General features: G+C 63.4%; 11 protein-coding genes and 1 pseudogene. 10 read left to right on the plus strand and 2 right to left on the minus strand.

What is annotated here, in order from left to right; translation table 11 throughout:
- The gene (gene uraH, locus AC04SG_RS22670) at nt 1-375 is read right to left on the minus strand and encodes a hydroxyisourate hydrolase (RefSeq protein WP_192255027.1); all 375 of its coding nucleotides are present in this window, start codon (nt 373-375) and stop codon (nt 1-3) included.
- A 199-nt stretch (nt 376-574) separates the two neighbouring features.
- Between uraH and puuE the strand changes: the two genes are divergently transcribed.
- The 10 genes from puuE to AC04SG_RS22720 all read left to right on the plus strand — a co-directional run bounded on the left by puuE (nt 575) and on the right by AC04SG_RS22720 (nt 12,200).
- Nucleotides 575-1,993, plus strand: coding sequence for an allantoinase PuuE (puuE, locus tag AC04SG_RS22675; protein ID WP_488552866.1), 1,419 nt, complete (start codon nt 575-577; stop codon nt 1,991-1,993).
- Nucleotides 1,994-2,019: 26 nt separating this feature from the next.
- Complete coding sequence (locus AC04SG_RS22680) at nt 2,020-2,877, plus strand: bifunctional allantoicase/(S)-ureidoglycine aminohydrolase (RefSeq protein ID WP_488552867.1); 858 nt, start codon at nt 2,020-2,022, stop codon at nt 2,875-2,877.
- On the plus strand, nt 2,874-3,374 hold the full coding sequence (locus tag AC04SG_RS22685) for an ureidoglycolate lyase (protein ID WP_488552868.1): 501 nt from the start codon (nt 2,874-2,876) through the stop codon (nt 3,372-3,374). The genes AC04SG_RS22680 and AC04SG_RS22685 overlap by 4 nt, the downstream gene beginning before the upstream one ends.
- Nucleotides 3,375-3,379: 5 nt before the next feature.
- A complete protein-coding gene (locus tag AC04SG_RS22690) occupies nt 3,380-3,973 on the plus strand; it encodes a nucleoside deaminase (protein ID WP_488552869.1) in 594 nt (197 codons plus the stop codon).
- A 96-nt stretch (nt 3,974-4,069) separates the two neighbouring features.
- Nucleotides 4,070-6,055, plus strand: a complete 1,986-nt coding sequence (locus tag AC04SG_RS22695; protein WP_488552870.1) for a CocE/NonD family hydrolase — start codon at nt 4,070-4,072, stop codon at nt 6,053-6,055.
- Nucleotides 6,056-6,209: 154 nt separating this feature from the next.
- Nucleotides 6,210-7,796, plus strand: coding sequence for an ABC transporter substrate-binding protein (locus AC04SG_RS22700; RefSeq protein ID WP_488552871.1), 1,587 nt, complete (start codon nt 6,210-6,212; stop codon nt 7,794-7,796).
- Between the two features lie 16 nt (nt 7,797-7,812).
- The gene (locus AC04SG_RS22705; RefSeq protein ID WP_488552872.1) at nt 7,813-8,772 is read left to right on the plus strand and encodes an ABC transporter permease; all 960 of its coding nucleotides are present in this window, start codon (nt 7,813-7,815) and stop codon (nt 8,770-8,772) included.
- Nucleotides 8,773-8,782: 10 nt separating this feature from the next.
- Nucleotides 8,783-9,610, plus strand: a complete 828-nt coding sequence (locus AC04SG_RS22710; RefSeq protein ID WP_192255012.1) for an ABC transporter permease — start codon at nt 8,783-8,785, stop codon at nt 9,608-9,610.
- On the plus strand, nt 9,610-11,265 hold the full coding sequence (locus AC04SG_RS22715) for an ABC transporter ATP-binding protein (RefSeq protein WP_488552873.1): 1,656 nt from the start codon (nt 9,610-9,612) through the stop codon (nt 11,263-11,265). Before AC04SG_RS22710 ends, AC04SG_RS22715 begins: the two co-directional genes overlap by 1 nt.
- A gap of 95 nt (nt 11,266-11,360) precedes the next feature.
- Nucleotides 11,361-12,200, plus strand: coding sequence for an alkaline phosphatase family protein (locus AC04SG_RS22720; protein WP_488552874.1), 840 nt, complete (start codon nt 11,361-11,363; stop codon nt 12,198-12,200).
- 207 nt (nt 12,201-12,407) lie between these two features.
- Here AC04SG_RS22720 and AC04SG_RS22725 read toward each other — a convergent pair.
- Nucleotides 12,408-13,373: pseudogene (locus tag AC04SG_RS22725) on the minus strand (integrase core domain-containing protein); the annotation flags it as partial.
- Nucleotides 13,374-13,444 lie beyond the last annotated feature (71 nt).

A 13,444-nucleotide genomic window follows, 5' to 3' on the forward strand; every position in this document is an offset into this window, starting at 1 on the left:
TCAGCTCCCCCTGTAGGTCGAGTAGCCATAGGGAGAGATAAGCAATGGCACGTGATAATGCACTGTTGCAGCCATGCCGAAGCGGATCGGCACGCTGTCGAGGAAGGCCGGTTCCGGCAGTTTTGTTCCCTGGCCGCGCAGATAGTCGCCGGCCGCGAAGATCAGTTCGTACTCGCCGGTGCGAAACTCCGCGCCTGCCAGCAGCGGTGCATCGCAGCGTCCATCGGCATTTGTGACAACGGTCTTCAGATGTGTCCGAGCCTCACCCTCGAGGTGATAAAGCGCAATCGACAAGCCCGCCGCCGGCTTGCCGGTCGCGGTATCGAGCACATGCGTCGTCAGACGTCCGCCATCGGCTTTCGACGTTTCTGCCACTGGCGCCTCCCATTTCCAGAACGAACTGGCCCGGTACAATCGAGCAAAGCAATGAATTGTGCGCCAATTAAAGGCGATGCATAAGTCCCGGTCGAGCGGAGCGGCACAAAAACACTTTCAAAAATTTCGAGGGAATGCGTAGGCACCCCTTTCGACTATCCTGATCACAACTTCCGGCGGTGTCCGGCAGGGAGGGGCAATGCGTTACTCTAGAGACATGCGCGGCTATGGAGCCAATCCGCCGGATCCGAAATGGCCGGGCGGCGCACATGTGGCGGTGCAGTTCGTCGTCAATTACGAGGAAGGCGGCGAGAACTGCGTGCTGCACGGCGACAAGGCCTCGGAAGCTTTCCTGTCGGAGATTGTCGGCGCCGCGCCATGGGTGGGCCAGCGCCACTGGAACATGGAATCGATCTACGAATATGGCGCCCGCGCCGGCTTCTGGCGACTGTTGCGCCTGTTCAGAGAGGCCCAAGTGCCGGTGACCTGCTACGGGGTCGCCTCAGCCTTGGCCCGCTCGCCCGATCAGGTGGCGGCGATGCAGGAGGCCGGCTGGGAAATGGCCTCGCACGGGCTGAAATGGATCGACTACCGCGACCACAGCGCCGAGGACGAGCGCCGCGACCTCGAAGCGGCGATCAAGCTGCATTACGAGGTGACGGGCCAGCGGCCGACCGGCTGGTATACCGGCCGCACTTCGGTCAACACGGTGCGGCTCGTCGCCGAAGAAGGCGGTTTCGACTATGTGTCGGACACCTATGACGACGAACTGCCCTACTGGTTCGAGCACAGCGGCGGCACGCAGCTTGTCATCCCCTATACGCTCGACGCCAACGACATGCGCTTCGCCACACCGCAGGGCTTCAATTCCGGCGACCAGTTCTTTGCCTATCTCAAGGATAGTTTCGACACGCTCTATGCCGAGGGCAAAGCCGGCCGGCCGCGCATGATGAACATCGGCCTGCATTGCCGGCTTGTCGGCCGTCCCGGCCGCGTGGCGGCGCTGAAGCGCTTCGTCGACTACGTAAAGTCGCACGACAAGGTCTGGCTGGCGCGGCGCATCGACATCGCCCGGCACTGGCAGGAGCACCATCCTTACCAGCCGGCGGCGCTGAAACCCTCGAAGATGGAATTCGAAACCTTCGTCCACACATTCGGCGGCGTGTTCGAACATTCGCCGTGGATTGCCGAGCGCGCCTTCGAACTGGAGCTCGGACCTGCGCATGACAGCGCCGGCGGCTTGCACAATGCGCTCTGCCGCGTCTTCCGCGCCGCCAGCGAGACCGAACGGCTCGGCGTGCTCAACGCCCATCCGGATCTTGCCGGCAAACTGGCCAAGGCGAAGCGCCTGACGGCGGAATCGACCAGGGAACAGGCATCCGCCGGCCTCGACGCCCTGACCGACAAGGAGCGCGAGCTGTTCTCCAAGCTCAACGCCGCTTACGTCACCACCTTCGGCTTTCCCTTCATCATTGCGGTGCGGGGCAAGACCAAGGAGGAAATCCTCACCGAGTTCGAGGCCCGCATTGGCAACAGCCGCGGCGTCGAACTCGACACCGCCTGCAAACAGGTCGAGCGCATCGCGTTGCTCCGCCTGAAAGACATGCTCCCGCTCTAATGACTGAGGGTCAGGACCCCATGGATATGATCAAGACTGACCAGAAAACCTATTATGCGCCGCATGGCGGCCATCCCGGCCAAAATGAGCTTTTGACCGGCCGCGCTGTCTTCACCGAGGCCTATGCCGTCATCCCCAAAGGGGTGATGCAGGACATTGTCACCAGCCCGCTGCCGTTCTGGGACGAGACCAGGGCCTGGATCATCGCAAGGCCGCTGTCGGGCTTTGCCGAGACATTTTCGCAATACATCGTCGAGGTGCTGCCTGGCGGCGGCAGCGACCGGCCGGAGCCGGACGCCGGCGCCGAGGGCGTGCTGTTCGTGGTCGAGGGCGAGCTGGCCGTTTCGCTCGCCGGCAAGAAGCACGTGCTTCAAGCCGGTGGCTTTGCCTTCCTGCCGCCCGCGAGCGGCTGGACGGTGCGCAACGAAGGTCGCGAGGCCGTACGCTTTCACTGGATCCGTAAGGCCTATGAGGCCGTCGACGGCATCGACGCCCCGGAGGCTTTCTTCAGCAGCGACCAGCAAGTGGTGCCGACGCCGATGCCCGGCACCGAAGGCCGCTGGGCGACGACCCGCTTCGTCGATCCGGCTGACATGCGCCACGACATGCATGTCACCATCGTCACGCTGGAACCCGGCGCCGTCATTCCGTTCGCCGAGACGCATGTGATGGAGCACGGGCTCTATGTGCTGGAGGGCAAGGCCGTCTACCGCCTCAACCAGGACTGGGTCGAGGTCGAGGCCGGCGACTTCATGTGGCTGCGCGCCTTTTGCCCGCAGGCCTGCTACGCCGGCGGACCCGGCAAATTCCGCTATCTGCTCTACAAGGACGTCAACCGGCACGCCAAGCTCGGCGGGGCGGGCATTGGCGGTCGCGCGCGGTGACCCGCATCACAGCGCGGCCGCTGACCCGCGAAAGCTTTGCCGGCTTCGGCGACGTGATCGACATGGGCGGCGACAACCACTACCCGATCAATGGCGGCAAGGCAGAGCGCTTCCACGATCTCGCCACGGCTGAGGCAGCAGGCCCGAATGCCCGCGTGCTGGTTTCGATGGTGCGGGGCACGCCTTACGAGCTGCCGCTGAAGCTCACCATGGTCGAGCGCCACCCGTTCGGCAGCCAGGCGTTCATCCCGCTGTCGCCACGCCCGTTCCTGGTCGTCGTCTGCCATGACGGAAAGGATGGCCCCGGCGAACCGCAAGCCTTCATCACCGCGCCCGGCCAAGGCATCAACTATCCGCGCAATCTCTGGCACGGCGTACTGACGCCGCTCGGCGAAGCCCAGGACTTCGTCATCGTCGATCGTGGCGGCGATGGCTCCAACCTCGAAGAATTCCACTTCTCGCACCCCTACGAGATCCATCTCCCCGACGAGACCTGAGTAAAATGACCGACATATCGCTGATCGACCGCCTGCTCGATGTCATCGAGCACGACATCGTGCCGAAGACGGCGGAGGGCGTCGCCCATGGCAACAAGCTGTTCGGCGCCGCGATCCTGCGCAAGGGCGACCACTCGCTGGTGCTGGCCGAAACCAACAACGAGACGGAAAATCCACTCTGGCACGGCGAGGTGCACTGCCTGAAGCGTTTTTATGAAATGCCCAAGGCCGAGCGCGTCGATACCAAGGACGCCATCTTCATCGCCACGCACGAGCCGTGCTCGCTCTGCCTGTCGGCGATCACCTGGACCGGCTTCGACAATTTCTACTATCTGTTCAGCCACGAGGATTCGCGCGACTCGTTCGCCATTCCGCACGACCTGAAGATCCTGAAAGAGGTCTTCACACTCGACCCCGGCGGCTACAATGCCGAGAACGCCTACTGGAAGAGCTTTTCCATACGCAGGCTGGTGCGCGCGCTGCCCGAGGCCGAGCGCAACAGGTTGGAGGCGCGGATCGGCAAGATTTCAGCGCGCTACGACGAACTGTCCGGTGTCTACCAGGACAGCAAGGACGAGAACGACATTCCGCTGAACTGAGGTCGTGAAGCGGGCTGCGGCCAGGTCGCATTTTTCACTGCTCCAGTCGCGAATGGCGATTGAAAGTCGCGGGCTGGCGGGGCGTTATGCCAGCCCATGAAAACCGTCACCGAATTTCCCCGCAAGGTCGTCGAATTCCCGGATATGGGAATTGTCATGCCGGACGGGTGCCGGCTGTCGGCGCGGGTGTGGATGCCGCAAGATGCGGGTGACGATCCGGTGCCGGCGATCCTCGAACATCTGCCCTATCGCAAGCGCGACGGCACCATCTTTCGCGACCAGCTGACGCATCCCTATTTCGCCGGCTACGGCTACGCCTCGATCCGCGTCGACATGCGCGGCAATGGCGATTCCGAAGGGCTGATGGACGACGAGTATTCCGAGCAGGAATTGCAGGATGCCTGCGATGTCATTGCCTGGGCGGCAGCGCAGCCCTGGTGCAACGGCAGCGTCGGCATGATGGGTATTTCCTGGGGCGGCTTCAACTGCCTGCAGGTGGCGGCCAGGCAGCCGCCTGCGCTGAAGGCTGTCATCAGCCTGTGCTCGACCGTCGACCGTTATGCCGACGACATCCACTACAAGGGCGGCTGCCTGCTGACGGAAAATTTCGGCTGGGCCTCGACCATGCTGTCCTACTCGTCGCGGCCGCCGGATCCGTTGATTGCCGGCGACAACCGCTGGCGCGATCTGTGGCTGACACGGCTGGAGAACCAGTCTTTCCTTTTGCCGCTATGGCTCAGCCACCAGCATCGTGACGCCTACTGGAAACGCGGTTCGATCTGCGAGGATTTTTCCGCTGTGAAAGCAGCGGTGTTGTCGATCGGGGGCTGGCATGACGGCTACCGCAACACGATTTCGCACCTCGTCACCAACATCCATGCGCCGGTTAAGGGCATTGTCGGACCTTGGATCCACAAATACCCGCACTACGCCGGACCAAAACCCGCCATCGGTTTCCTGAAGGAGGCGTTGCGCTGGTGGGATCGCTGGCTGAAGGGCGTCGACACCGGCGTCGAGGCCGACCCAGACTATCGCGCCTATGTGATGGACAGCGTGCGTCCGGCGCGCTGGCACCCGGAGCGGCCGGGCCGCTGGGTGGCCGAACAGGAGTGGCCGTCACCCGACATCAAGGTCGAGGCGATCGAGCTCATCGCTGCAGGCGCCAAGCCGGCGATCGTCGCGACACCGCAAAGCTGCGGACTCGCGGGAGGCGAGTATTTTCCCTTCACCTTCGGCCCGGAGCTGCCGGGCGACCAGCGGCCGGACGACGCGTTGTCCGTCTGCTTCGATCAGCCTGTGCTTGCCGAGGCGCTCGACATCGTCGGCGCGCCGGAGCTTCTGGTCCGGATATCGTCGGATCGGCCACAGGCCAACATCGCGGTGCGTCTGTGCGACGTGCATCCCGACGGCGCTTCGGAGTTGATCTCCTACGGCGTGCTCAACCTCACCCACCGCAACTCACATGAATCCCCGCAAGCGCTGGTGCCGGGCGAGACCGCTTCGGCGTGTGTCGTGCTCGACCAGTGCGCCTACCATGTGCCGGCCGGACATCGCCTGCGCATTGCCGTTTCCAGCGCTTATTGGCCGATGATCTGGCCATCTCCGGAGCCGGTGCGGCTCGACCTTTCGGCGGCGACGCTGAGGCTGCCGCTGCGCCCGCTGGCAAAAGGCGACGAGGTCTCTTTCCACGCCCCCGAAGGCGCCACGCCCTGGGCGACCGAGACGGTCCGGGCGGCGAATTCCGAGCGTCATGTCGATTGTGACGAAAAGACCGGTATCGTCACGTTATCGATCACGGACGATTTCGGCGCCGTGCGCGATCTCGCGCATGGGCTGGCCAATGGTAGCATCGCCCGCGAGACGTGGGTCATCCATCCCGACGACCCGTTGTCCGCCTTGGGAAAAACCCACTGGACGCAGACCCTGTCGCGAAATGAATGGTCGGTGCGCACCGAGACATCGGCCGAAATGCGCTGCGACGCGCAAAACTTCACCGTCAGCGCTAGAATCGAAGCCTATGAGGGCGAAACGCTGGTTTTCGAGCGCGATTTCGCAGAGACGATTCCACGCGACCTGCTCTGAGCGCAGATCCGACTGGTCCAGTTGCGACGTGCGATTTACGCCACGGCATGTCGCATTCGGTCTTGCTTACGGCTTTGGCTTCCGGTCATTATTCCCCCGGTAATAACAAACAAAAAACGACCACAAGGTCGAACCCACAGAGTGAGGAACTCATATGTCAAATGAACTCGAATATCTGAGCCGGCGCGTTGCGTCCGGCAAGCTGAGCCGTCGTGATTTTCTCGGCCGCGCCGCAGCACTCGGCGTCACCGCACCCTTCGCCAATATGCTGCTTTCGAGTGCGGCGCGCGCGGAGGGCCCGGTCAAGGGCGGCACGATCAAGGCCGGCCTGGTCGGCGGCGAATCCACCAACAGCCTCGATCCGGCGCTGATGATGACGCAGGTGCCGTTCGCCTTCGGCAAGTGCTGGGGCGAAATGATCGTCGAGCTGTCGCCCGAGGGCAAGCTCGAGAACCGCATCGCCGAAGAGATCGGCTCGTCGGACGACGCCAAGGTGTGGACGCTGAAGATCCGCGACGGCGTTGAGTTCCACAACGGCAAGACCGTGACCGCCGAGGACGTCGCTGCCACACTCGAGCGCCATTCGGACGAAAAGTCGAAGTCCGGCGCGCTCGGCTACATGAAAGGCATCGAGACCATCAAGGCCAGCGGCAAGGAAGTGGTGCTGACGCTGAAGGAGGCCAACGCTGACCTTCCCTACCTGCTCAGCGACTATCACCTGATCGTGCAGCCCAATGGCGGCAAGGACAAGCCCGATGCCGGCATCTCGGCCGGTCCGTACGTGGTCAAGACCAACGAGCCCGGCGTGCGCCATGTCGGCGAGCGCTTCGCCAATTACTGGCAGGGCGACAAGATGGGCCATGCCGACCAGATCGAAGTCGTCGTCATCAATGACGCGACGGCGCGCACGGCGGCCCTGCAGGGCGGCCAGGTCAACATGATCAACCGCGTCGAGCCGAAGATCGTCGACCTGATCAAGCGCGTGCCCGGCGTCACCATCCGCAACCATGCCGGCCCCGGCCACTATGTCTTCATCATGCATTGCAACACGGCGCCGTTCGACAACAACGACCTGCGCATGGCGCTGAAGCTGGCGATCGACCGCGAGGAGATGCTGAACAAGGTGCTGCGCGGCTACGGCTCACTCGGCAACGACTTCCCGATCAATTCGTCCTATCCGCTGTTCACCGAGATCGAGCAGCGCAAATACGATCCCGACAAGGCCAAGTTCCACTACAAGAAGTCGGGTCATGACGGCACCGTGCTTCTGCGGACCTCCGACGTTGCCTTCCCGGGCGCCGTTGACGCCTCGCAGCTCTTCCAGCAGAGCGCGGCCAAGGCCGGCATCAAGATCGAGCTCAAGCGCGAGCCCGGCGACGGCTACTGGAACGAGGTCTGGAACAAGCAGCCCTTCTGCGCCTCCTACTGGGGCGGCCGCTCGACCCAGGACCAGATGTACTCGACGGCCTATCTGTCGACCGCCGACTGGAACGATACCCGTTTCAAGCGTCCGGATTTCGACAAGATGGTGCTGGCGGCGCGCGCCGAACTCGACGAGGCCAAGCGCAAGCAGATGTACCACGACATGGCTGTCCTGGTGCGCGACGAGGGCGGCTTGATCCTGCCGATGTTCAACCAGTTCATCGATGCCACCGGCGCCAAGGTCGGCGGCTGGGTCGACGATCCGCATCAGGAGCTGATGAACGGCTACGCGCTGGCAAAGTGCTGGCTCGAAGCCTGAGCCCGGCTTTGCGGATATGTCCTCACCCATCGTGAAACTGATTGCCCAGCGCGTTGCGCTGGGCATCGTCCTCCTGCTGGCCGTTTCGGTCCTGATCTTCGCCGGTACGCAAATCCTGCCCGGCGACGTCGCGCAAGCCATTCTCGGACAGTCGGCGACGCCGGAGTCGCTCGCCAACCTGCGCGAGCAGCTCGGCCTCAACCAGCCGGCTTACATCAGGTATTTCCACTGGCTCGGCGGTGCGCTCACCGGCGATCTCGGCACGGCGATGTCGAGCGGCCAGGACATCGCGACCTCGATCAAGGGGCGGCTGTGGAACACGCTGTTCCTCGCCTTCTGGGCGGCGGTCGTGGCCGTGCCGCTGGCCATCATTCTCGGCCTGATCGCGGTGCGTTTCCGCAATGGCTGGGTCGACAAGCTGATATCCGGACTGGCGCTCGCCTCGACGTCCTTCCCGGAGTTCTTCATCGGCTACGTGCTGGTCTTCTTCTTTGCCGTCAAATATCAATGGTTTCCGGCAATTTCCACGGTCTATGACGGCATGCCGTTCGGCGAGCGCATACAGGCGATCGCCCTGCCGGCCGCCGCGCTGACGCTGGTTGTGCTGGCGCACATGATGCGAATGACCCGCGCAGCCATCCTCAACGTCATGCAGTCGGCCTATGTCGAGACGGCGGAACTGAAAGGCCTGTCGGCCTTCAATGTCATCCGCAAGCACGCTTTCCCCAATGCCATCGCACCGATTATCAACGTCGTCATGCTCAACCTCGCCTACTTGATCGTCGGCGTCGTCGTGGTCGAGGTGATCTTCGTCTATCCCGGCATGGGGCAATATCTGGTCGATCACGTCACCAAGCGCGACGTGCCGGTTGTGCAGGCGGTCGGCCTGATCTTCGCCGCCGTCTATATCACCTTGAACATCATTGCGGACATCGGGGCGATTGTCGCCAATCCGCGCCTCAGGCATCCGAAATAAGGGGGCGGGCATGCTCGATATCAGACGCATCCCCATCCCCGCACTGATCGGCATCGTGCTGACGACGATGTTCGTCGTGGCAGCCGTGTTTGCGCCATGGATCGCGCCGCACGGCAATGCCGAGATAGTCAGCGACGTTCCTTGGGAACCGATGTCTTCGGCACATTGGCTGGGCACCGACAATCTTGGCCGTGACCTGTTGTCGCGCATGATCTATGGCGCCCGCGTCACACTGTTCATCGCCGTGCTCGCCACCGCGCTGTCGTTCTCGCTCGGCGCCATTCTCGGCTTTTCGGCGGCGGTATTCGGCGGCTGGTTCGACACGCTGTTGTCGCGCCTCGTTGATCTCCTGATGTCGATCCCGACGCTGATCATGGCGCTCGTCGTGCTCTCGGTGCTGCCGACCAATCTGGTGACGCTGATCCTGGTGATGGGCGTCCTCGACTCGACCCGCGTCTATCGGCTGTCACGCGCTGTCGCCGTAGACATCAACGTCATGGACTATGTCGAAGCCGCCAAATTGCGCGGCGAAGGCAGCGGCTGGATCATCTTCCGCGAGATCCTGCCCAACGCGCTGTCGCCGCTGGTTTCCGAACTCGGCCTGCGCTTCATCTATGCCGTGCTGTTCCTGTCGACGCTGTCTTTCCTCGGCCTTGGCGTACAACCGCCGGATGCCGACTGGGGCGGCATGGTCAAGGAAAACAAGGACGGCATCGTCTTCGGCATCGGCGCCGCGCTCATTCCGGCGGCGGCAATCGCTGCATTGGCTATCTCGGTCAACCTTGTTGCCGACTGGATCCTCAATCGCACGACAAGCCTGAAGGGAGGACGCGGGTGATGGCTGACACCAAAGCAAAGCCCGGCCTGCTGCTCGATATCCGCAACCTGCGCATCGAAGCGACAGTGTTCCCGCCCGGCGAGGCGCCGAAGAACATCGTGCTGGTGCACGACGTCTCGCTGACGCTGGAAAAGGGCAAGGTGCTCGGCCTGATCGGCGAGTCCGGCGCCGGCAAGTCGACCATCGGCCTGTCGTCGATGGGCTATGGCCGCGGCGGCGTGCGCATCACCGGCGGCGAGGTGCTGCTCAACGGCCGCGATATCCTCAAGGGCGGCAAGGAAGGCTTCCGCAAGCTGCGCGGCCGCGAGGTCTGCTACGTCGCGCAATCGGCCGCCGCCGCCTTCAACCCGGCGCACAAGCTGATGGACCAGGTGGTGGAAGCCACGCTGCTGCACGGCACGGCGACACGGGCCGAGGCCGAGAAACGTGCCGTGGCGCTGTTCAAGAAACTCAGCCTGCCGAACCCCGAAACCATCGGCGAACGCTTTCCGCACCAGGTCTCGGGCGGCCAGTTGCAGCGCGTCATGACGGCGATGGCGCTCTGTTCGGAGCCCGACCTGATCGTCTTCGACGAACCGACCACCGCGCTCGACGTCACGACGCAAATCGACGTTCTGGCGGCAATCAAGGACGCCATTCGCGACACCCATGTCGCCGCGCTCTACATCACCCACGACCTTGCCGTCGTCGCCCAGGTCTCTGACGAGATCATGGTGCTGCGCCACGGCAGGCTGGTCGAATGGGGCGGCACCCGCCAGATCATCAAGGAACCGCGCCAGGAATACACCAATGCGCTGGTCTCGGTGCATGAGATCGAGCACACCGAGCAGAAGCCCGGCGCGACGCCGTTCCTGTCGGTCAAGAACGTCACCGCCGCTTATGGCGGCGGCAACGTCAAGGTGCTGAAGAACGTCTCGGTCGACATCTATCCGGGCCAGACGCTGGCCGTCGTCGGTGAATCCGGCTCCGGCAAGTCGACGCTGGCGCGCGCCATCACCGGGCTTTTGCCACCTGAGGAAGGCACCGTCACCTTCGACGGCAGGCCGCTTGCCAACAGGCTTGCCGACCGGCCGAAGGAGGATCTGCGGCAATTGCAGATGATCTACCAGATGGCCGACGTGGCGATGAACCCGCGCCAGACCGTCGGCACCATCATCGGCCGGCCGCTGGAGTTCTATTTCGGCATACGCGGCCGCGAGCGCGACAAGCGCGTCGCCGAACTGCTCGACGAGATCGAGATGGGCAAAGGCTTCCTCGACCGCTATCCGGCCGAACTGTCCGGCGGCCAGAAGCAGCGCGTCTGCATCGCCCGCTCGCTTGCCGCCAAGCCGAAGCTGATCATCTGCGACGAGGTGACATCGGCACTCGACCCGCTGGTGGCCAACGGCATCCTCAAGCTGCTGCTCAACCTGCAGCAGCACGAGAAGGTCGCCTATCTCTTCATCACCCACGATCTGGCGACGGTGAAGTCGATCGCCGATTCGATCGCGGTGATGTATCGCGGCGAGGTGGTGCGCTATGGCGCCAAGAGCAAGGTGCTGACGCCGCCCTTCGACGCCTATACCGACCTGCTCCTGTCCTCCGTCCCCGAGATGGAGATCGGCTGGCTGGAAAAGGCGATCAAGGGACGCCGCATGGCGAGCGCGGGCAACTAGGCGGCCGGCTTCCGCCTCTCTCAAGACATCTGGGGCTTGGCCTGGCCGGCCGCCCCGGATGCTGACCTCTCCCGCAAGACCGCATGGAGCCGCCGATGGCGCTCAAGACCAAGCTTCTCCTCATTGTCCTCGATGGCGTGCCCTACCGGAACTGGCGCCGGCTGATGGGCAATCTCGAGGGATGGGTGCAGTCGGGCGAGGCGCAGGTGTGGAAGATGCGCTCGGTGCTGCCGTCGACATCGGCCTGCTGCTATGCCTCGATCCACACCGGGACCACGCCGCAGGAGCATGGCATCCTGTCCAACGAGAACCGTTTTCTGGTCAACAAGCCGGACATTTTCTCCGAGGTCAGCAAGGCCGGCGGCAAGACCGGGGCGGTGACGCATTCCTACTGGTCCGAATTCTTCCGCTCCTACCCGTTCGATCTGGTCGAGGACATGGAATATGACGAGCCGGACGGGCCGATCACGCATGGCCGCTTCCACACCATGACTGGCTACAACTTGCGCAACCAGATGACCCCAAGCGACGTCGACCTGTTTGCGACGCTGACCATGCTGACCCGGCGCCACGATATCGACTACGGCATCCTGCACACCTGCACGCTGGATTCGATGGGCCACCGCTTCGGCCATGACTGCCACGAAATGGACCATGCCTGCTATGCCATGGACGGCATGCTGGCCGCCTTCCTGCCGGGCTGGCGGCAAGCCGGCTACGAGGTGATCGTCACCGCCGACCACGGCCAGACCGACCGCGGCCATCATGGCGGCCATGACGACGAAATGCAGGATTTCGCGCTGTATTATTTTGGGTCGGGCAAGGGGCCGGACGCGGATACGCTGCTCGACCAGCTGCAACTGGCCCCGACGGTGCTGAAGCGGCTGGGTGTGCCGGTGCCGGATACGATGAAGGCGAAGGCATTTTTGGGATGACGGAGGCGGTCGCTGAGCCAACGTTCGCGACCCCCTCTCCCCGTCACTATACGGGGAGAGGGTAAGGGTGAGGGGCAGCGCGAACGTTCGGTATCAACAACATGCGCCGGTGCCGCCCCTCATCGCCCTGCCGGTGTCCAGCCGATAGATGGGTAACAGTTTGAACCGGATACATAGGTAACAGTTTTCGCCTTATGTTGAGTTCGCCGCAGCGCCAAGCGGTTTGGTTGGCGCGGCGCTTCGGCGAACCAGTTTCCCGTGCTTCGAGGGCCGGTAATGCTGTGCTGGGGTTCCCATGCCAAGTGCCTCGTGCGGGCGCTCCTCATTGTAGCTGCGCCGGAAGGCCTCGAAAGCCTGGGCTTGGGCCGTTCTGTCGGCTTCCGGCGCCTTGGCCATCGGCAGCATGGTCAGATGGAAACGTTCATGGCGTCCGTTCTGCTGCGGCTTTCCCGGCTGGATGCGCTCAAGGACGATGCCGAGTTTGACGAAGCGCGCCGCGAGTGGCGTCAGCCCGGTGACGCCGGCCGATGCAAATGGTGAACCATTGTCGCTTCTGAACCGATCCGGCAGGCCATTCTCCTCAAACAACCGCTCAAACACCGGCCAGGCCTCTTCATCCGCCGTCGAGTTCGTTGCCTCCAGCCCCAACAGATAGCGGCTCGCCACATCCATCACCGTCAGCGGTTCGCAACGCCACCCGTCTCGGGTCCGGAACCAGCCCTTGTGGTCCCCGCTCCACACCGTGTTCGGCTCCGAAGCCTCCGGCCATGGGCCATTGCCTGCCGCCTTCCAGCGCCTGCGCTTGCGCCCCACAAGTCCATGTCGCTTCAGAAGTTCACCAGCCGTCGAGACCGCGGGCCAGCCGCAGCAAGGCTCCGCATGCTTGAGCCTGGCCATGATCTTCTTGGGACCCCACAGCGGGTGCGCCTCTTTCATGGCAACGATCCGCTCCACCACATCCCAAGGCGTAGCCCGGCCGTGATTGAGTGGCGCACGCGGAAGATCATGCAGACCTGCCGGCCCAAACTGCCGGTAGCGTTCAAGCCATTTGTAGCCAGTCTTGCGAGAGATACCCAACGTCGCACACAGCTGCGTCATCGTCTCCTCGCCGGTCAGCCACCCCACCACAAACCGAAGCCGCTCATCCATGATGCCAGTCTCTCGCCAAACCATCGCCGGTCCTCCCGGCGAGGGAGAAAACTGTCACCCATCTAATCGGTCCATTCTGTTACCCATCTATCCGG

It is taken from the genome of Mesorhizobium sp. CNPSo 4684 (assembly GCF_057784315.1).